Annotated in this window: 15 protein-coding genes; 13 read left to right on the plus strand and 2 right to left on the minus strand. The window is 63.6% G+C overall.

Translation table 11 applies throughout. The annotated features are described in order from the left end of the window. Positions 1-13: 13 nt before the first annotated feature. Positions 14-922 carry a LysR substrate-binding domain-containing protein gene (locus AC1Z1G_RS27215; protein WP_483623655.1) on the minus strand — a complete coding sequence of 303 codons (909 nt, stop codon included), beginning with the start codon at positions 920-922 and terminating at the stop codon, positions 14-16. Between the two features lie 180 nt (positions 923-1,102). Between AC1Z1G_RS27215 and AC1Z1G_RS27220 the strand changes: the two genes are divergently transcribed. The 10 genes from AC1Z1G_RS27220 (at position 1,103) to AC1Z1G_RS27265 (ending at position 11,836) form a co-directional block, all read left to right on the plus strand. Continuing rightward, positions 1,103-2,527, plus strand: coding sequence for an aspartate ammonia-lyase (locus AC1Z1G_RS27220; protein WP_483623657.1), 1,425 nt, complete (start codon positions 1,103-1,105; stop codon positions 2,525-2,527). Between the two features lie 222 nt (positions 2,528-2,749). Further along, on the plus strand, positions 2,750-3,475 hold the full coding sequence (locus AC1Z1G_RS27225) for a hypothetical protein (RefSeq protein WP_483623659.1): 726 nt from the start codon (positions 2,750-2,752) through the stop codon (positions 3,473-3,475). Positions 3,476-3,608: 133 nt separating this feature from the next. Continuing rightward, positions 3,609-4,334, plus strand: coding sequence for a hypothetical protein (locus tag AC1Z1G_RS27230; protein WP_483623661.1), 726 nt, complete (start codon positions 3,609-3,611; stop codon positions 4,332-4,334). Further along, positions 4,335-5,354: a 3-oxoacyl-[acyl-carrier-protein] synthase III C-terminal domain-containing protein gene (locus AC1Z1G_RS27235; RefSeq protein ID WP_483623663.1), complete on the plus strand. Its 1,020-nt coding sequence runs from the start codon at positions 4,335-4,337 to the stop codon at positions 5,352-5,354. Continuing rightward, entirely contained in the window at positions 5,354-6,361 is a 1,008-nt protein-coding gene (locus tag AC1Z1G_RS27240; RefSeq protein WP_483623665.1) for an NAD-dependent epimerase/dehydratase family protein, read from the plus strand. The genes AC1Z1G_RS27235 and AC1Z1G_RS27240 overlap by 1 nt, the downstream gene beginning before the upstream one ends. Next, on the plus strand, positions 6,358-7,212 hold the full coding sequence (locus AC1Z1G_RS27245; RefSeq protein ID WP_483623667.1) for an MBL fold metallo-hydrolase: 855 nt from the start codon (positions 6,358-6,360) through the stop codon (positions 7,210-7,212). Before AC1Z1G_RS27240 ends, AC1Z1G_RS27245 begins: the two co-directional genes overlap by 4 nt. Then, a complete protein-coding gene (locus AC1Z1G_RS27250) occupies positions 7,202-8,560 on the plus strand; it encodes a F390 synthetase-related protein (RefSeq protein ID WP_483623669.1) in 1,359 nt (452 codons plus the stop codon). Before AC1Z1G_RS27245 ends, AC1Z1G_RS27250 begins: the two co-directional genes overlap by 11 nt. Then, a complete protein-coding gene (locus AC1Z1G_RS27255) occupies positions 8,548-9,702 on the plus strand; it encodes an ATP-grasp domain-containing protein (RefSeq protein WP_483623671.1) in 1,155 nt (384 codons plus the stop codon). The genes AC1Z1G_RS27250 and AC1Z1G_RS27255 overlap by 13 nt, the downstream gene beginning before the upstream one ends. Next, positions 9,699-10,838: a GNAT family protein gene (locus AC1Z1G_RS27260; RefSeq protein ID WP_483623673.1), complete on the plus strand. Its 1,140-nt coding sequence runs from the start codon at positions 9,699-9,701 to the stop codon at positions 10,836-10,838. Before AC1Z1G_RS27255 ends, AC1Z1G_RS27260 begins: the two co-directional genes overlap by 4 nt. Beyond that, on the plus strand, positions 10,835-11,836 hold the full coding sequence (locus AC1Z1G_RS27265; protein WP_483623674.1) for a Rieske 2Fe-2S domain-containing protein: 1,002 nt from the start codon (positions 10,835-10,837) through the stop codon (positions 11,834-11,836). Before AC1Z1G_RS27260 ends, AC1Z1G_RS27265 begins: the two co-directional genes overlap by 4 nt. 62 nt (positions 11,837-11,898) lie before the next feature. Here AC1Z1G_RS27265 and AC1Z1G_RS27270 read toward each other — a convergent pair whose 3' ends face one another. Continuing rightward, a complete protein-coding gene (locus AC1Z1G_RS27270; protein WP_483623676.1) occupies positions 11,899-13,287 on the minus strand; it encodes an ADP-ribosyltransferase in 1,389 nt (462 codons plus the stop codon). Between the two features lie 203 nt (positions 13,288-13,490). On the opposite strand from AC1Z1G_RS27270, the gene AC1Z1G_RS27275 reads away from it, so the two are divergent. The 3 genes from AC1Z1G_RS27275 (at position 13,491) to AC1Z1G_RS27285 (ending at position 16,902) form a co-directional block, all read left to right on the plus strand. Further along, the gene (locus AC1Z1G_RS27275) at positions 13,491-13,850 is read left to right on the plus strand and encodes a CesT family type III secretion system chaperone (protein ID WP_483623678.1); all 360 of its coding nucleotides are present in this window, start codon (positions 13,491-13,493) and stop codon (positions 13,848-13,850) included. A gap of 413 nt (positions 13,851-14,263) precedes the next feature. Further along, complete coding sequence (locus AC1Z1G_RS27280) at positions 14,264-15,715, plus strand: alanine/glycine:cation symporter family protein (RefSeq protein WP_483623680.1); 1,452 nt, start codon at positions 14,264-14,266, stop codon at positions 15,713-15,715. A 182-nt stretch (positions 15,716-15,897) separates the two neighbouring features. Then, the gene (locus AC1Z1G_RS27285; protein WP_483623682.1) at positions 15,898-16,902 is read left to right on the plus strand and encodes an asparaginase; all 1,005 of its coding nucleotides are present in this window, start codon (positions 15,898-15,900) and stop codon (positions 16,900-16,902) included. The last annotated feature ends 436 nt before the right edge of the window (positions 16,903-17,338 follow it).

Consider the following 17,338-nt stretch of genomic DNA (forward strand, 5'->3'; position numbering starts at 1 on the left):
CACCTGCGGCCCTTCATGCTCCAGCCGCAGCCCCGCCTTCCAGCTTGCGCCACAGCAACCGCACATTGGCCTTGCGCACCAACGCGCAGCGATACAGGCGGATCTCCAGCGGCACATGCCATTGCGGGCCGCCGCAGACCACCAGTTCACCGCGGGCCAGTTCGGCGCGCACGCTGAGCTGTGGCACCCAGGCGATGCCCAGCCCTTCCAGCGCCATGCTCTTGAGGCTGTCGGCCATCGCCGTCTCATAAATAGTGGTGAACCGCAGGGCGCGCTGGCGCAGCAGCATGTTCACCGAACGGCCCAGAAAGGCCCCGGCGCTGTAGGCCAGCAATGGCACGCTGGCCTCGCCTTCAAGGTCGAACAGTGGTTTGCCGTCGGCATCGGCCGCGCACACAGGGAGCATTTCAGTCTGGCCCAGGTGCAGCGACGGGAAAATCTCCGGGTCCATTTGCATCGCGGCATCCGGGTCGTAGAACGCCAGCATCAGGTCGCAGCCCCCTTCACGCAACGCGTGCACTGCATCGCCCACGTTGGTGGCCACCAGCCGCGTGGCGATGTTCAGGCCTTCGTTGCGCAGTTGGGCGATCCAGCGCGGGAAGAACCCAAGCGCCAAGGAGTGAGCCGCCGCGACTTGCATCACTTCGCCCTGCCCGCCTTCCAGGTGATGCAGGTGGCGCAGCACTTCGCCGAGCTGTTCGACCACGGTGCGGGCGGTCACCAGAAACAGCTGCCCCGCTGCCGTCAGTTCGATGGGCGTGCGCGAGCGATTGACCAGTTGCAGCCCCAACGCGGCTTCCAGGCTGCGGATCCGCCGACTGAATGCCGGCTGGGTCACGAAGCGCCGTTCGGCGGCCTGCGAGAAGCTGCGGGTGGCGGCCAGGGCACTGAAGTCCTCGAGCCATTTGCTTTCCAGATTCATCACGTCCTCCCGGACACGCACCAATTTAGGTCACACGTTCGCCACACACGCGGCGTCACACCGACATTATGCCGAATGTGCATAGGCCAGTGTTTAACAGCATTGGCCCAAAATTTTGCACACGCCTAGCATTCGCAGCGTTCCGGCACAGACCGGGTCCATATCGAGATGATTTCTATCATGTCCTCCGCTGCATCTTTCCGCACAGAAAAAGACCTGCTTGGCGTACTCGACGTACCGGCTCAAGCGTATTACGGCATCCAGACCCTGCGAGCGGTGAATAACTTCCGTCTCTCCGGCGTTCCGATTTCGCATTACCCGAAGCTGGTGGTGGGCCTGGCCATGGTCAAACAGGCCGCTGCTGATGCCAACCGCGAGTTGGGTCACCTGAGCGAAGCCAAGCACGCTGCCATCAGCGAAGCTTGCGCCCGTCTGATCCGCGGCGATTTCCACGAAGAATTCGTGGTGGACATGATTCAAGGCGGCGCTGGCACTTCAACCAACATGAATGCCAACGAAGTCATCGCCAACATCGCGCTGGAGGCCATGGGCCACAGCAAGGGCGAATACCAATACCTGCACCCCAACAACGACGTGAACATGGCGCAGTCGACCAACGACGCCTACCCAACGGCTATCCGCCTGGGTCTGCTGTTGGGTCACGACGCCCTGCTCGCCAGCCTCGACAGCCTGATCCAGTCGTTCGCGGCCAAAGGTGAAGAGTTCAACCACGTCCTGAAGATGGGTCGTACCCAGCTGCAAGACGCCGTGCCGATGACCCTCGGCCAGGAATTCCGCGCCTTCGCCACCACCCTGGGCGAAGACCTGGCACGCCTGAAAACACTGGCACCTGAACTGCTGACCGAAGTGAACCTGGGCGGCACCGCGATCGGCACCGGCATCAACGCCGACCCGCGTTACCAGCACCTGGCCGTTTCGCGTCTGGCACTGATCAGCGGTCAACCGCTGGTACCGGCAGCCGACCTGATCGAAGCCACCTCCGACATGGGCGCCTTCGTGCTGTTCTCCGGCATGCTCAAGCGTACCGCGGTCAAGCTGTCGAAAATCTGCAACGACCTGCGCCTGCTGTCCAGCGGCCCACGTACCGGCATCAACGAAATCAACCTGCCAGCGCGTCAGCCAGGCAGCTCGATCATGCCAGGCAAGGTCAACCCGGTTATTCCGGAAGCCGTTAACCAGGTGGCCTTCCAGATCATCGGTAACGACCTGGCCCTGACCATCGCGGCCGAAGGCGGCCAGTTGCAACTGAACGTGATGGAGCCGCTGATCGCTTTCAAGATCTTCGACTCGATCCGCCTGCTGCAACGCGCCATGGACATGCTGCGCGAGCACTGCATCGTCGGCATCACCGCCAACGAAGCCCGCTGCCGCGAACTGGTCGAGCACTCGATCGGCCTGGTCACCGCGCTGAACCCGTACATCGGCTATGAAAACGCCACCCGTATCGCCCGTATCGCCCTCGAAAGCGGCCGCGGCGTGCTGGAACTGGTGCGCGAGGAGAAGTTGCTCGACGAAGACATGCTCGCCGACATCCTGCGCCCGGAAAACATGATTGCCCCGCGTCTGGTGCCTTTGAAGGCCTGACCAAACGCCGGCTCTCTTCTCTTTTAACGAAGAGCACGAAGAGCCACGCTCACCAGGTTGAGGGACTAGACACCTCTCACCTTTTGAGGGCTTGGAGATCATTCTCCAGGCCCTTTTTTTTGTCTGCTGAAAGACAACGCCGGGCTCCTTCATTAAGGTTGCAGCCTGTGGTCGACTGAGCAAACGATCTGAACGTTACGGACAGGGAGGTATCGCCAACCAATGGACACGACGCACATCCAGGCAATCACACGCCTGCGGCAACTCGTTCCGGTGAGTCTGCGCCATGCACAGACGCTGCTCGACCAATGCGCCGGCAATGCGGAACGTGCGGCCGAGCGGTTCAAAAGCGAGCTGCTGCACTTGCTGGTGGCCAAGTCCGGTTTGCCGCCGACCGAGGCACAGCCCTATCTGGAACGCGCTCACTACGAGCTGCCTCAAGCACTCTGCGCCATTGAAGACGCTCGCTTCACCTTGACCGAACGCATTCTGCGCAAGCACCCCCAGGACAACAGCCGAGCCATTAGGCTGATCGCCGATGCGATTGAGCACGCGCAGAACCTGCAACGCCAGTACTGGCTGGCGTTTGACGACATCGAACGGCTGGCGCCACCGCTGCGTTGTTTCATGACGCTCTACGAATGGACCCTCCATGAAGAGTGGGAGGGTTTTGACAGCGCCCTGTATTTTCATCTACCGCAGGCAATCGCCCAGCTTCGGTATTTGCAGATGAGTGAACTGGCGGACGCGCTCCAACAAGCAGACCAGCGTCAGAGGTACCTGCGAAACAGCCACGCAGGCACTGCAACACCGACAGAGACTGCCGCGCTGATCAATCAGGATGAGGCTTTCGCTGCATGCGGTGAGGCCTACGCCCGGCAGCGGCATTCGCTCGATGCCGCGCTGGTCAATCTGGTGCAAGCGAACATCGAGACCTTCCCACGGTAGGCAAAAAGACCAACGCTCAGGTCGCTAGTTGCCCGTCGCCTGCTCGCCACCCCGACAAGATCCTTACACCGTGTAAAAGCTGAAACGGTTAAGATGCGGCCGCATTCGAGGACATGGACGCCAGGGCCGAACGATGGAACTTCACTTTCACATAACTCCCGAACACACCGCCAAACGGATCGGCATCCTGCTACCTCATGAAATGCACAAGCACGACCTGCAAAGCGCGCGCCTGCACCAGCGCACGGCGTACTGGCAGGATCGCTTGCTCTCACCCGCGCTACTGCTCCTGTTGCTGGTAGCCGGTTGCGCGGCAAGTTATTTTGCGCAGCAGGCATTCACCCCGGAAGCAATCATCGCCAACATCGTTTTTGCCTTGGGCCTGCTATGGGTCTGGCGACGTTATTCCAGCCGCTGGCTACAGCCGCTGCGCCAGCAGATTGCCGAACGCCGTACCCGGCCACACAAAGACTTTCGCAGCCTGAACGAGCGGGTGATCCGCGCCAAAGTGCAGTTTGTTTTGAGCCGGGCCGAGGGCGCTTACCGGCTGCTGATCGAAGACGAACAGTTAGTCCTCAGCCGGGGCAAGCGCCGCACCTCGCGGCTGGCCTGGAACAAAATTGTCCTGATCAGCCAATGCGAAGACTTCTATGAAGTGGCCGATGCCGCCCTGCTGCGCAAAAAACAGGTGCTGCTGATCGCCAAACACAGTGACGACATGGACCCCGAGCACTATCAGAAAGGGCTGGCGCTGCTGCTACACAAATCACCGGTCACGCCGGGCGACATTGTGCGCGGCCCGCAAGACCCTCCCGCCGATTCATCGCACGACGCTTTATCCTCGCCAAACGGAATTTGAATGCAGACTTCACAGCCTTTGCCGCTTGCCCCCCGCCCCGTGACCATTTTGGGTTCCGGGCATGCCTTGCCCGAGCGCATTGTCACCAGCGCCCAACTGGACACCGAGTTGGGCCTGGTGGCGGGCAGCGTGGCGCGCATCAGCGGCGTGGTCCAACGGCATGTCGCCAGCCGTGCCGAAACCGCCGCCAGCCTTGGTGCCATTGCAGCGCACCACGCCTTGCGCGCGGCCGGCCTCGAACTGGACCAGATCGACCTGATCGCCTGCGCCAGCGGCACCATGGACCAAGGCATGCCGTGCAACGCCGCCCTGCTGCACCGGGAACTGGGGCTGGGGCAATCCGGCATTCCGGCCATGGACATCAACGCCAGTTGCCTGGGCTTCATCGCTGCCGTCGACACCCTGTCGTGGCCGCTGATCGCCGGGCGCTACCGGCGCATCCTGCTGGTCTGTTCAGACATCGCTTCGTGCGGGCTGGACTGGCAACAGGTGGAAGTCTGCGGGATCTTCGGCGACGGCGCGGCCGCCGTGGTGCTGGGCGTCAGCGATGGCGGGCCGAAGATCATTGCCTCCAGCCTCAAGACCTTTTCCGAAGGCGCACACCTGTGCCAGATCCCTGCCGGTGGCTCGCGCTTTCACCCGCGCCGCATCGACACCCCGTTCGAACCACTGACCAGTTTTTCGATGCACGGCAAAGGCGTGTTCCGTCTTGCGGCCAAGCACCTGCCCACGCTGATGGATGAATTGCTGACTCAGGCCGGGCTGACCCAGGCACAAATCGACTGGGTGATCCCCCATCAGGCCAGCCAGCAGGCGATGCAACATGCGGCCAAGCGGCTGGGCTTCGGCCCGGAAAAGGTCATCGACATCTTTGCCCGACACGGCAATCAAGTCGCCGCGTCACTGCCCACCGCGCTGGACATCGCCATCCGCGACCAGCGCATCCAGCGCGGGCAACGGCTGATGCTGATCGGTACCGGCGCAGGCCTGTCCCTGGGCGGCATGGTCCTGGAGTACTGATGAAGATTCTGGTCACGGGCGGCACCGGGTTCATTGGCCGGCACATTGTCTGGCGACTGGCGGCCCAAGGTTGCGAGGTGCAGTTCAGCGGTCGCAACGCCGCGGCGGCGGCCGAGGTCATTCGCCACAGCCCCGCCGCGGTGCGCTGGGTCCCGCTGGAACACGGTACGCCCGCTGCCACCACCACACTGATCGACACCACGCGGGGTTGCGCGGCAATCGTCCATTGCGCAGCGTTGTCCTCGCCGTGGGGTACGCCGCAGGCCTTCGCCCAGGCCAACCTGGACTCCACCGACGAAGTGCTCCAGGCCTGCCACGCCAATGAAGTGAAACGGCTGGTGCACCTGTCGACGCCAAGCCTGTATTTCGCCTTCCGTGATCGCCTCGGCATCCGCGAAGACGAGCCGCTGCCACCGCCGGTCAACGAGTACGCCCGCAGCAAGGCGCTGGCCGAAACGCGGGTGTGTGAGGCCGGGCTCGCCGAAGCGGTGATCCTGCGTCCGCGTGCGGTGTTCGGCCCGTGGGACGGGACGCTGATGCCGCGCTTGCTGCGCGTCATGCAGCGCGGGCCGATCCCGCTGATGCGTGGCGGCCGGGCACAACTGGACCTGACCTGCGTCGACAACCTGGTGCACGCGGTGCAATTGAGCCTGGCCCAACCACTGCCACGAGCCGTATGCACCTACAACGTCAGCAACGGCACGCCGCTGGCCTTCGAAGACTTGCTGCAGCGCGTCGCCGAGCAATTTCGCCTGAACCTGCGCACCCGGCGTTTGCCGTGGCGGCTGGTGGACACGGTGGCGCGGGTGCTGGAAACCAGCGCTCGCCTGCGCGGCAGTGGCGAGCCTTTGCTGACTCGCTATGGCGCCGGCGTGCTCGCGTTCAGCCAAACCCTGGACCTCGGCGCCATCCGCACCGAGCTGGGTTACCGCCCCGTGATCACTCAGGACGAAGGCATTCGCCAGCACGCGCAGTGGTGGCTCGCCCAACAAGGTGCGCGACCATGAGCCAGACGGTCAGCCTCAACGTGTTGCGCGCCGGTTGGTGCCAGCATCTGGAATGCATGGCCGATCGCGGCGGACGCTGGGCGCCGACGCGTTTTCCCGCGCTGTGCGGCCTGATTCGCCACCCGGATGCGGGGTGGATGCTGTACGACACCGGTTACGCCGAACACTTTTTCAAGGCGACCCAGGCGCTGCCCGAACGCCTGTATCGCGGCGCGGTGCCCGTGCAACTGCCGGTGCAGGAACAACTGCTCGCCCAATTGAAGGCCTTCGGCATTGGCCCGAACGACATTCGCACGGTGATCATTTCGCACTTTCACAGCGACCACATCGCCGGGCTCAGGGACTTTCCCCAGGCTTCGTTTATTGCGCTGGACGCCGACTGTCGACACATCGAAAACCTTCGCGGCCATCGCTGGCGCGCCACCCTCGGCGGTCATCTGCCGGCGTTGCTGCCAGACGATTTTGGCGCTCGCCTGACCCTCGCCGACACCTGCAAAAACGTTGTGCTGCCAGACTGGATGACGCCCTTCAGCCAAGGCCTCGACTTGCTCGGCGACGGCAGCCTGATCGGCGTGCCGCTGCCGGGGCACAGCGAAGGTCAGCTCGGCTTGTTCATCCCGGACGCCCAGGGCCGTCCGGTGTTTCTGGTGGCGGACGCCTGCTGGTCAGTGCCCGCCTGCCGCGCCGAGCGCCTGCCGGCTCCGCCCGCGTTGTGGTTTGCCAGCCACGACGCCAAGCAGTACCGCCAGACCTACAGCGGCCTGGGCACATTGATCCGCCGTGAACCGGCCGTGGCGGTGTTACCGTCCCATTGCACCCAGGCCTGGGAGGCGTTCAGCGATGAGCAGTGAACGATTGATCGGCGCATTGCGCAGCGCGCTGAGTTTTATCCACAGCCGCTACCGGCTGCGATTCACCCGACGCGAACAACTGGACGCCTGGCAGGCCCGGCAGTTGAAGCACTTCCTGCAACACGTGCTGCCAAAGGCCCAGCGCTTCAAAGGCCTGGGCGTCACCGACCTGGCCGACCTGCCGCTGATGGACAAAGCCGCGCTGATGGGCGACTTCGCCGGGTGCAACACCCGTGGCCTGAGCCTGGATCAAGTGTTGCCAGTGGCGCGTCAGGCGGAAGAGTCCCGCGACTTCAGTCCGACGCTGGGCGACATTACCGTCGGGCTGTCGAGCGGCACCTCGGGCAATCAAGGGGTGTTTCTGGTCAGTGCGCTGGAGCGCCAGCGCTGGGCCGGCATCCTGCTGGCGCGGACCTTGCCCCGCCACCTGCTGCCACGCTTGTTGTGCCCTTGGCGCGCGCCGCTGCGGATCGCGTTTTTCCTGCGCGCCAACAGCCGCCTCTACACCACCTTGGCCAGTCGCCGGATCGACTTCGCCTTTCACGACCTGACCCTTGGCCTGGACGCATCGCTGGCACGCCTCAATGCGCAAAATCCCGATGTGCTGGTGGCCCCGGCCACCGTGCTGCGCGGCCTCGCCGAAGCGGCGCTGGCCGGGCGCCTGACGATCCGCCCCAGCCATATTCTGTCGGTGGCCGAAGTCCTCGAAAGCACTGACGCCGATGCCGTACACGCTGCGTTCGGCGTCGTACCGCAGCAGATTTATCAGGCCAGCGAGGGCTTTCTCGGCTACACCTGCGAGCAAGGCACCCTGCACCTGAACGAAAGCCATCTGCACATCGAGCCAGACTGGCTGGACGCCGAGCGCACGCGGTTCCAGCCAATCATCACCGACTTTTCCCGGCGCACCCAGATGATCGTGCGCTACCGCCTCAACGACATCCTGCGGGTTGCCGATACGCCTTGCGCCTGCGGGCGGGTCGAGCGGGCAATTGCTGCGGTCGAGGGCCGCGCCGATGACGTTCTCTGGCTGCCCGACCTCGCCGGTCGTCAGTTGCTGGCGCTCTATCCTGATGTGCTGCGCCGCGCCTTGCTGATGCACGGTGCCACGTTGCAGGAATATGAAATCCACCAGCAAGGCCTGCACTGGCAGATCAACCTGCGCACCGCCGACGACCACGCCGAGCTGTGCGCAGCCCTCAGCACCAGCGTCCATGCACTGTGCGCCCAACAGGGCCTGCAACCTCCGGCGCTGAGCTTCGGCCATTGGCAAGCGCCACCGCCACACGCCAAGCGCCGACGTCTGAAACTCCTGCAATTGCCCGAGGGCTTGCCATGCACGTACTGATTCTCGGCGCCCGTGCGCCGGCCTGCCTGGAATGGGCGCGAGCCTTTGACGAGGCCGGCTGGACCGTCAGCGTCGGCGATTCTCTGAGCCAGCCGCTCAGCCGTTTCAGCCGCTCGGCGCAGCACTTCGTGCGCTTGCCAGAGCCACGAGATAACCCGGCTGCCTGGGTCGAAGCCCTCGCGACGGTGATCGAGGCCCAGCGCATCGACCTGCTGCTGCCGACCTGCGAAGAAGTGTTTTACCTGGCCCACGGCCTCGAACGCCTGGCACCGCTGTGCCGGGTGCTGACCAGCGACTTTGCGCTGCTGCACCGCTTGCATCACAAGGGGCACTTCGCGGCCATGACCCACGGCTGGGCGCTGGCCGCCCCCGAAACCCGTCTGCTGACGGACCGTCAGGCATTGCTGGCCCTCGTCGACGAAGCCGCACAGTGGGTGTTCAAACCCGCGTACTCGCGCTTCGCCTCGCAGACCTTGATTCGCCCCTCTGCCCAACAGTTGAGCAAGGTGCAGCCCACGAGCGCCGCACCATGGGTGGCGCAGCGGTTTATCGAAGGGCGGGAGTTTTGCAGTTTCAGCGTGTTGATCGACGGCGACCTGCGCGCCCACAGTTGTTATCACCCGCAGTACCGGGTGGGCCGTGGTTCGGGGATTTACTTCCAGCCGGGCGCGCCGGAACCGGTGCGCCGGTTTCTCGAGCAGTTCAGCCGCGCAACCGGCTACACCGGCCAGGTGGGTTTCGACTTCATCGAGGACCGCGACGGCCGTTTCCATGTGCTGGAGTGCAACCCACGGGCCACCAGCGGCGTGCACCTGTTCGACAACCAGCGCCGGTCGTTGGTGAGCAGCTTGAGCGACCCGTCCGAGCGCGTGCTGGAACCGACACCGGAACCCCGGATGATCGCGCTGGCGATGCTTGTGCTGGCGGCACCGCAACGCGCCTTGAGCGCGCCGTTCTGGCGTGACTACGCCGCCGCCCGCGATGTGATCGTCCAGAAAGGCGACTTCTGGCCACTGGCCGCGCAGGTGTTGAGCCTCGCAGAAATCATCGCCCGGGCCGCGTCCCGGCGCTGCGGTTTGCTGGCCGCGTCCACGGCGGACATCGAGTGGAACGGCCAGCCGTTAAGCGAGCACGCACGATGAAATTGCTGTTCGAAGAGCAACTCCTCAGCGAGCCTGCCAACCCCAATGACAGCCTCGCCCGGCACTACGTGCGCGCCTGCGCCGGGGGTGCGTTGATCGGCAATGTCAGCACCCGCATGGCGCTGCTCGACACCGGCGCGCAGCAGTTTCCGGTCAGCATCACCGAAGGCAACGAACCGGACGACAACTGCTACGTGGTGTCGCCCCAGACCGCCTACAGCGGTTATGCCCGCGAAGAACTCAAGCGCCTCGGCCGCCCTTGGCTGACCTGGCCGCTGAAACTGTTGACCCGAGGCGTCGACCGCCTGCTGAGCGCGGCCAAGGTCGACAAACTGGTGCAGGTGAACAACTGGCTGCTGTCGACCAATCTCTACCCGAGTGACTGGAACGTCGCCGAATTGCCAGCGATCACCGCGCTGTTGCGGCGAACCTTTCCCGATCACGGGTTTGGCTTTCGCTCGCTCAATGACTTCAGCAACCGGGAATTGCGCCAATGCCTGGAAGCCCTCGGCTACCTGAGCATTCCCAGCCGCCAGGTCTATCTGTTCGACGGTCGGGCTGGGGCGCAGGCGCCGTTTCTCAAGCACCACAACACCCGGCTGGACGCCACGCTGCTGCGGCGCAGCCCGTATGAAGTGGTGCCGGGTTCGGCATTGAGCGATGCGGACTTCCAGCGCATCGAGCACCTCTACAACCTGCTTTACCTGGACAAGTACTGCACGCTGAACCCGCACTACAGCGCCCAATGGATGCAGCGCGGCCATCGCGAAGGCTGGCTCGAACTGCGCGCCTTGCGCACCCCTGACGGACGTATCGACGGCGCACTGGGCTGGTTCGCCAATGCGGCAGTGATCAGCACCCCGATTGTCGGTTACGACACCGCACTGCCCCAACGGGCCGGGCTGTACCGGCAACTGACGCGCCTGTGCCTGCAAGAAGCCGTCGAGCGCCGCCAGGTGCTGAATTTCAGCTCCGGCGCCGCCGGGTTCAAACGCTTGCGTGGCGGCCAGCCGCAGATCGAATACAGCCTGATCCACGTCGCCCATCTGTCCTGGGGGCGGCGGCTGGTGTGGACCGTACTCAGCCGTCTGCTGCATGGCATCGGCGTGCCCATGATGAGGAAGCTCAAACTGTGAATCCGCTTGCTCACTGGTGGCCGGTGGCGCTCAGCCACGAACTGCGCAACACACCGCTGGCGTGCCAGGTACACGGCACGCCGCTGGTGCTGTTCCGCGCCAACGACGGGCGCCCCGCCGCGTTGCCGGATCGCTGCCCGCACCGCTTCGCACCCTTGAGCGCGGGCAAGGTCCGTGACGGGCAGATCGAATGCCCTTATCACGGCTGGCGGTTTGCCGCTGACGGGCGTTGTACCCGCGTGCCCGGTACCGACCTGGCACCGTGCAGCAAGCCGCTGCTCGACAGCCTGCCCAGTTGCGAGGCCCATGGGCTGGTGTGGGTCAGCCTGAACGCCGAGCGCCCGCTGGCGCCGCCCGTTGCCCCCGCCGAACACCGGCAGAAGCTCGACACGTTCTGGATCACCGATCAGGTGCAGTGTTCGTTGCAGGACGCGGCAGAGAATTTCCTCGACGGTTTCCACACCCATTTCGTCCACGCTGGCTGGATCCGTCACGACAAGCAACGGCAGAAAATCAGCGCACGGGTTCGCTCGCTCGCCGATGGCGTCGAGGCGGTGTACAGCGAGGAAGGCAAACAGTCAGGGCTGATCTCGCGACTGTTCGAAGGTGAGCGCGGCGCCAGCATGGGCCGTTTCCGTCTGCCGGGCCTGGCGGAAATCGAGTACCGCGACCGCCGCGACGGCCTCAATCTGTTGGTCAGCGCCTGGCTGACGCCTTGCGGCGACGGCCAGCTACGCCTGTTTGCACGAATCGCCACGGCGCGCGGCTGGCTTCCGGCAGTGCTCAAGCGCAGCGTGTTGCGCCAGTTGTTCCGGGTGATCCTGCGCCAGGACCGGCAGATCCTGGAACAGGTCAGTGCCAATCAGCGGCGTTTCCAGGCAAGCCCCGCCAAACCGCTGGACGGCCCGCAAGACTTGCTCGGGCCGAGTATTCGACGGTTGCTTGAGCAGGGCCAGCCGATTGCCTTTGAGGAACGCCAGCTCGATATCTGGCTCTAGAGGTCTGTACGAAAAGTCACCGAGTGGCGATCAGGCAAGGCAAAAACAGGCGAGGAAGCGGATCAGGCCAGATCCAGGCCACGCAGCCTCAAACGCGGGTCCTGGCTGAGGGCATCACCCGGCTGCGCCTTCGGTGCGGCGGGTAAATCCAGCGCATCGAGCAAACCCTTCTGACGCCCGCTGTCTGCGGACAACGCGGACTCCTCCAGCACGCGCTTGGTCACCCCCTGGCTGTCCTTCGCACTGAACAGCACGGTCATCTCGGTATCCTTGTTGTAGAGGATCTCTTGCTCGTTTGCCTCGATCGAGATGGCGCTGACATCCAGCCCGGACTTGCCGAACACGGTCGACTGGGTGCCATGGTTGCCAAAATCCTTGGCGGTCTGCGCATTCATGGACGTCGACAGGTAGCCCGCGTCCTGGCCTTTCTGGCCCTCTGCGACACCGCTGAACGCGTCGCCACCGCGGGTGCCCCGGAAGGTCTTGACGACGGTCTCGTCAGCGTCGACTTTGCCGAATGCCGAGCTTAACCCCTCGGCAATTGCCGACTGGCCCTGATCCAGCTCCTTGCCGGCCCGCAAAGCACGGTTCAACGGCTGATACTCACCATTGGTGTAGAGCCCGATGGCCATCACTTCCCCATCGCTGAAGGCAGGCGTCTGGCCATCCTTGGGTTCATCCAGGTACTGCTCGGCCTCCAGCCCGAAATGCTCGAGCAGCGCATCGGCCAGCTTATCGGCGGGTGGCGGGGTCACGGGTTCGCCCCTCAACTCCCGACCAACCGCCTGCTCCAACTGGCTGACACCGCTGGCCAGTTGATTGAGTTGCTGCGCGGCTTGCGCCAACTGCGGCGCGGTCGCCTCTTGCAGCCAAGCGCTGGCCTGCCCGCCGACCGTGGCCCATTGCTGCAAGGAAATACCTGCCACTTTCTGATCCAGCAGCGTGGTCGCCACCGAACGATTGTCAGTGTTCTGCGAGTGATCCTTGACGGCTTTCAACGCGGTTGCCACGGAGCGCAAGGCGCCATTGCCGGTGGCGAGCGCACTGTGTTTTTCCAGCAGATTCGCGGCAGTGACGTCGGCCAACTGACCCGCCTTGGCCAAGCCGTTAGGGGCTTCTTTGAGCGCAAACTGCTGCATCATCAACTTGAGTTCCGCCGCAGAAACGGGCGGTGTCTGGACCTGAGGCGCCGCCTGCGGGGCACGAGGGGCGCTGTGCCCCAGCAAGTTGCCAACCCACTCCCGCACCGCCGCAAACGGTCGGATGATCTGGGCCAGGATGCGTGAGAGCAAGCCGCCCCCCTGGGGTGACTCATTTCGCCCGGCGAGCAGTTTTGCGGCAGCGTCGGTGTCGACCGGACGAGCACTCAGGTTGCCCAATCGACCTTCCTGTATGCCTGGAGCCTGGGTTGGGAGTGTGCCGTGGCTATGAGCCAACGAATTGATCTGCAAGGTGACTTCCTTCTGTGTTGCCCTTGATTTGCCGGGAAGTCTAGGGAGATTTTCGGGGGCGACCTATCAGGATTGGTCGTGATTTTTGCAGACGCTGCGGTTCGGAAAATTTGTTCACCAAAGTTAAAAAACTCCAACCATGGCTGATAGTTAGCGATTTTCCGTACTGCTCTAATGCGTTCTTTTAGCCCTCGGAAATCATCATGACTGCGCACTTTCAAGACGCGATCCAGCAGCTCTGCCTCTCACTGTCACTGCCGGCCCCCTCGACCATCGATTCGGTGACCAGCCTGCAACTCGACAACCATGTCTGCCACCTGACCGAGCATCCTGTCGGTTACCTGCTGATGTTCGTCAACGTGACGCCAACCGGGCACGCGCCGGTCGAAGAGCAGAACCTGTTCAGCCAGGACGTCTGCAAACCGGTGCTGGGGCGTGATCCCGTGAGTCAGGACCGGGTGTTGTGGAACCGCCAGCCTTTGCTGCAAATGGACCGCGCCATGGCCCATCATCAACTGGAGCAACTGGTGCATGCTGCCCGTCAGCTAACCCAAATGGCCTGACCCATGAGCAAAACAGGGCAACCGCCGGCCAATCAGTGAACCGCCCCAGGTTTTTTGCCCGGCTCACATCCAAGGTTCGAAACGCCTTGCCGGGCGGGCCTTGGGCCTGTCAGGGCGGCGATTTTATCCGCCCGGAACTTTCGCGCCGGGCGTGACGCACCCCTCACGTTTCGTCACCTGCACCACGGCTGTGCAGACGGCTGGCGCGCGCCTAGGTATAGTGCCCGCCCTCTTCGCATGAGCAGCCGTCGGTAACGAGGCTCCCCCTCATGCGAAAACCGCACTTATAACAACCCGCGAAATGGAACCGGGTCGAACCCTCGCCCCACCTGTTGTGCCGTGCGCAACCGGGTGTAACGCGATGTGTCGAACCGTCCAGCTTTTGCTCCAGAAAAAACAGCGAGGAATACTCCATGCTTGAAGTCATTAACGACTTCCTCTCAGGGAAAGTACTGATCGTGCTCATTGTCGGGCTCGGTAGCTACTTCACGATCCGCTCGCGTTTCGTCCAATTGCGCCACTTCTTCCACATGTTTTCCGTGTTCCGCGACAGCCTGCGCAGCAGCGCCGGCCAGCTCAGCTCGTTCCAGGCGCTGATGCTCAGCCTCGCCGGACGTGTGGGCGCGGGTAACATCGCCGGTGTCGGCATTGCCGTAACGCTCGGCGGCCCGGGTGCGGTGTTCTGGATGTGGGTGACCGCACTGGTCGGCATGTCCAGCAGCTTCTTCGAGTGCTCCCTCGGCCAGCTCTACAAGCGCTGCGACTCCGAAGGCCAGTATCGCGGCGGCCCGTCCTATTACATCCAGCACGGTCTGCAGAAGCGCTGGCTGGGGATGATCATGGCGTTCCTGTTGCTGGTGACCTTCGGTTTTGCCTTCAACGGCCTGCAAGCGCATGCGGTAACGCACTCGCTGAACAATGCCTTTGGCCTCGACACCACCTACACCGGCCTCGGCCTGGCGGTGCTGCTGGGCCTGGTGTTCATTGGCGGGATCAAGCGCATCGCCGCCATCGCCGACCTGCTGGTGCCGGTCAAGACCCTGGTCTACATCGCGGTGACCCTGTACGTGATCGTGCTGCAATTCGACCATGTGCCGGGCATGCTGATGACCATCGTCAAAAGCGCCTTCGGTCTGGACCAGGCCTTCGGTGGCCTGATCGGCAGCGCCATCATCATGGGCGTGAAACGTGGCGTATTCGCCAACGAAGCCGGCCTTGGCAGTGCACCGAACGTAGCCGCCGTGGCCTCGGTCGAACACCCGGTCGCGCAAGGCGTGGTTCAGGCGTTCAGCGTGTTCCTCGACACCTTCGTGATCTGCACCTGCACCGCGTTGCTGATCCTGCTGTCGGGCTTCTACACCCCGGGCTTTGAAGGCGACGGCATTGCCCTGACCCAGAACTCCCTGGCCGCCGTTGTCGGCGAATGGGGCCGGATGTTCATCTCCGTGGCCCTGGCGCTGTTCGTGTTCACCTCGATTCTCTACAACTACTACCTGGGCGAGAGCAACCTGCGCTTCCTGATCGGCGACAACCGCAAGGCGCTGATCGGTTACCGCGCACTGGTGCTGGTATTGATTTTCTGGGGCGCCATCGAGAACCTCAGCACGGTGTTCGCGTTTGCCGACATCACCATGACCATGCTGGCGTTCGTCAACCTGATCGCGCTGTTCCTGCTGTTCAAGGTCGGCATGCGCATCCTGCGTGACTACGATGACCAGCGCGCAGCGGGCATCAAGACACCAGTGTTCGACTCCGCCAAGTTCCCGGACCTGGACCTGGACCTGAAAGCCTGGCCTGCCAACCCGCCAGCCGCCGCCCCAAAGGCCGAAGCTGAGCCGCAAGGCGTGACCGCAGCGCAACGCTGATCGGTGAAAACCCGGGCGCATCCCCTGCGCCCGACGTGACACAACGTGCGACCGGCGTCATGCTCGGTCGTAGGTTGTGGCAGCTTGTTGAGGCTGCCGTTTTGGTTCGAGCTCAAGACCGCGGCGCTCCCTTCGCGAGCAAGCCCGCTCCCACAAGAAGTCATCGTTTTCGGAGAAGCTCCATGAATTCCTCGACCTATCCTGCCGCGCAGCACGTCATGGTGCTCTACACCGGTGGCACCATCGGCATGCAAGCCAGCGCCCACGGCCTGGCCCCGGCATCCGGTTTCCAAGCGCGGATGCGCGACTACCTGCACAGCCAACCCGAATTGATCGTGCCGAACTGGCGCTTTCGCGAAATGACCCCGCTGATCGACAGCGCCAACATGACCCCGGCCTATTGGCAGCGCCTGCGTGAGGCGGTCATCGAAGCGGTCGACGTCGACGGCTGCGACAGCGTGCTGATCCTGCACGGCACCGACACCCTGGCCTACAGCGCCGCCGCCATGAGTTTCCAACTGCTCGGCCTGCCTGCTCGCGTGCTGTTCACCGGCTCCATGCTGCCGGCCGGTGTGCCCGACAGCGACGCCTGGGAAAACCTCGGCGGCGCCCTGGTCGCCCTCGGCCAAGGCCTGGCACCCGGCGTTCAGTTGTACTTCCATGGCGAGCTGCTGGACCCGACCCGTTGCGCGAAAATCCGCAGCTTCGGCCGGCATCCGTTTGCCCGCCTGCAACGTCAGGGCGGCGGCGTTAAAGTGCCTTCGCTGCCGGTGGAACTGCATTACCGCAAGATCAAGCAACTGGCGAACGTCGGCGTGCTGCCGTTGTTCCCCGGCATCGGTGCCGGGCAACTCGATGGCGTATTGAACAGCGGTGTTCAGGGGCTGGTGCTCGAATGCTTCGGCAGCGGCACCGGGCCGAGCGACAACCCGGAATTCCTGGCCAGCCTTGCGCGGGCGCGGGATCAGGGAATCGTGGTGGTGGCGATCACCCAGTGCCATGAAGGTGGCGTTGAACTGGACGTCTACGAGGCCGGCAGCCGCTTGCGCGGCGTGGGCGTGCTGTCCGGGGGCGGCATGACTCGCGAGGCGGCGTTCGGCAAGCTGCATGCGCTGTTGGGTGCTGGGCTGGAGACCGCTGAAGTTCGGCGGTTGGTTGAACTGGATCTGTGCGGCGAACTGATCTGACACTTAACCCCTGCGACGAGGGCGCTTGCTCGCGCGGGAGTGCGAAGCCCTCCTGAAATCTGCCAGTGCACTGTTTCAGGACAATTGCGCTGGCCGGTTTGCGGCCGCTACTCGACCGAGCGCTAGCAAGCTCCCTCACTACAAAGGGGCGAATTTCGGTCAACCACTTTGGCCGTATTTATCCCCTTTGGGCCTTTCCTGCCGTTCTCTGAATCACCACACGCTGCACACCCTGCAACCGCTGCCGCGTGATGCTGAACGGGCGCGGACACGGGCCTGGACCTAGATCAAGTCCGGGACCTGAACACCCCTTCGTTTACGCACCTTTGAAGACCCGCCCCGAGCGGGTCTTTTTTTACCTGACGATATTTAAGTACCGCCAGCCCCCTCATGCGACCCACTACTTTCAGAGCCTCTGCCCCGGTCAAAAAGGAAA

This window comes from Pseudomonas sp. JL27(2026) (genome assembly GCF_056933555.1).

What these genes read in the sequence shown, in the direction of transcription:
- AC1Z1G_RS27225 (WP_483623659.1), top strand. Translation starts at nt 2,750, where the DNA reads ATGGACACGACGCACATCCAGGCAATCACACGCCTGCGGCAACTCGTT.
- AC1Z1G_RS27275 (WP_483623678.1), top strand. Translation starts at nt 13,491, where the DNA reads ATGACTGCGCACTTTCAAGACGCGATCCAGCAGCTCTGCCTCTCACTG.
- AC1Z1G_RS27235 (WP_483623663.1), top strand. Translation starts at nt 4,335, where the DNA reads ATGCAGACTTCACAGCCTTTGCCGCTTGCCCCCCGCCCCGTGACCATT.
- AC1Z1G_RS27260 (WP_483623673.1), top strand. Translation starts at nt 9,699, where the DNA reads ATGAAATTGCTGTTCGAAGAGCAACTCCTCAGCGAGCCTGCCAACCCC.
- AC1Z1G_RS27220 (WP_483623657.1), top strand. Translation starts at nt 1,103, where the DNA reads ATGTCCTCCGCTGCATCTTTCCGCACAGAAAAAGACCTGCTTGGCGTA.
- AC1Z1G_RS27250 (WP_483623669.1), top strand. Translation starts at nt 7,202, where the DNA reads ATGAGCAGTGAACGATTGATCGGCGCATTGCGCAGCGCGCTGAGTTTT.
- AC1Z1G_RS27285 (WP_483623682.1), top strand. Translation starts at nt 15,898, where the DNA reads ATGAATTCCTCGACCTATCCTGCCGCGCAGCACGTCATGGTGCTCTAC.
- AC1Z1G_RS27280 (WP_483623680.1), top strand. Translation starts at nt 14,264, where the DNA reads ATGCTTGAAGTCATTAACGACTTCCTCTCAGGGAAAGTACTGATCGTG.
- AC1Z1G_RS27240 (WP_483623665.1), top strand. Translation starts at nt 5,354, where the DNA reads ATGAAGATTCTGGTCACGGGCGGCACCGGGTTCATTGGCCGGCACATT.
- AC1Z1G_RS27245 (WP_483623667.1), top strand. Translation starts at nt 6,358, where the DNA reads ATGAGCCAGACGGTCAGCCTCAACGTGTTGCGCGCCGGTTGGTGCCAG.
- AC1Z1G_RS27255 (WP_483623671.1), top strand. Translation starts at nt 8,548, where the DNA reads ATGCACGTACTGATTCTCGGCGCCCGTGCGCCGGCCTGCCTGGAATGG.
- AC1Z1G_RS27230 (WP_483623661.1), top strand. Translation starts at nt 3,609, where the DNA reads ATGGAACTTCACTTTCACATAACTCCCGAACACACCGCCAAACGGATC.
- AC1Z1G_RS27215 (WP_483623655.1), bottom strand. Translation starts at nt 922, where the DNA reads ATGAATCTGGAAAGCAAATGGCTCGAGGACTTCAGTGCCCTGGCCGCC.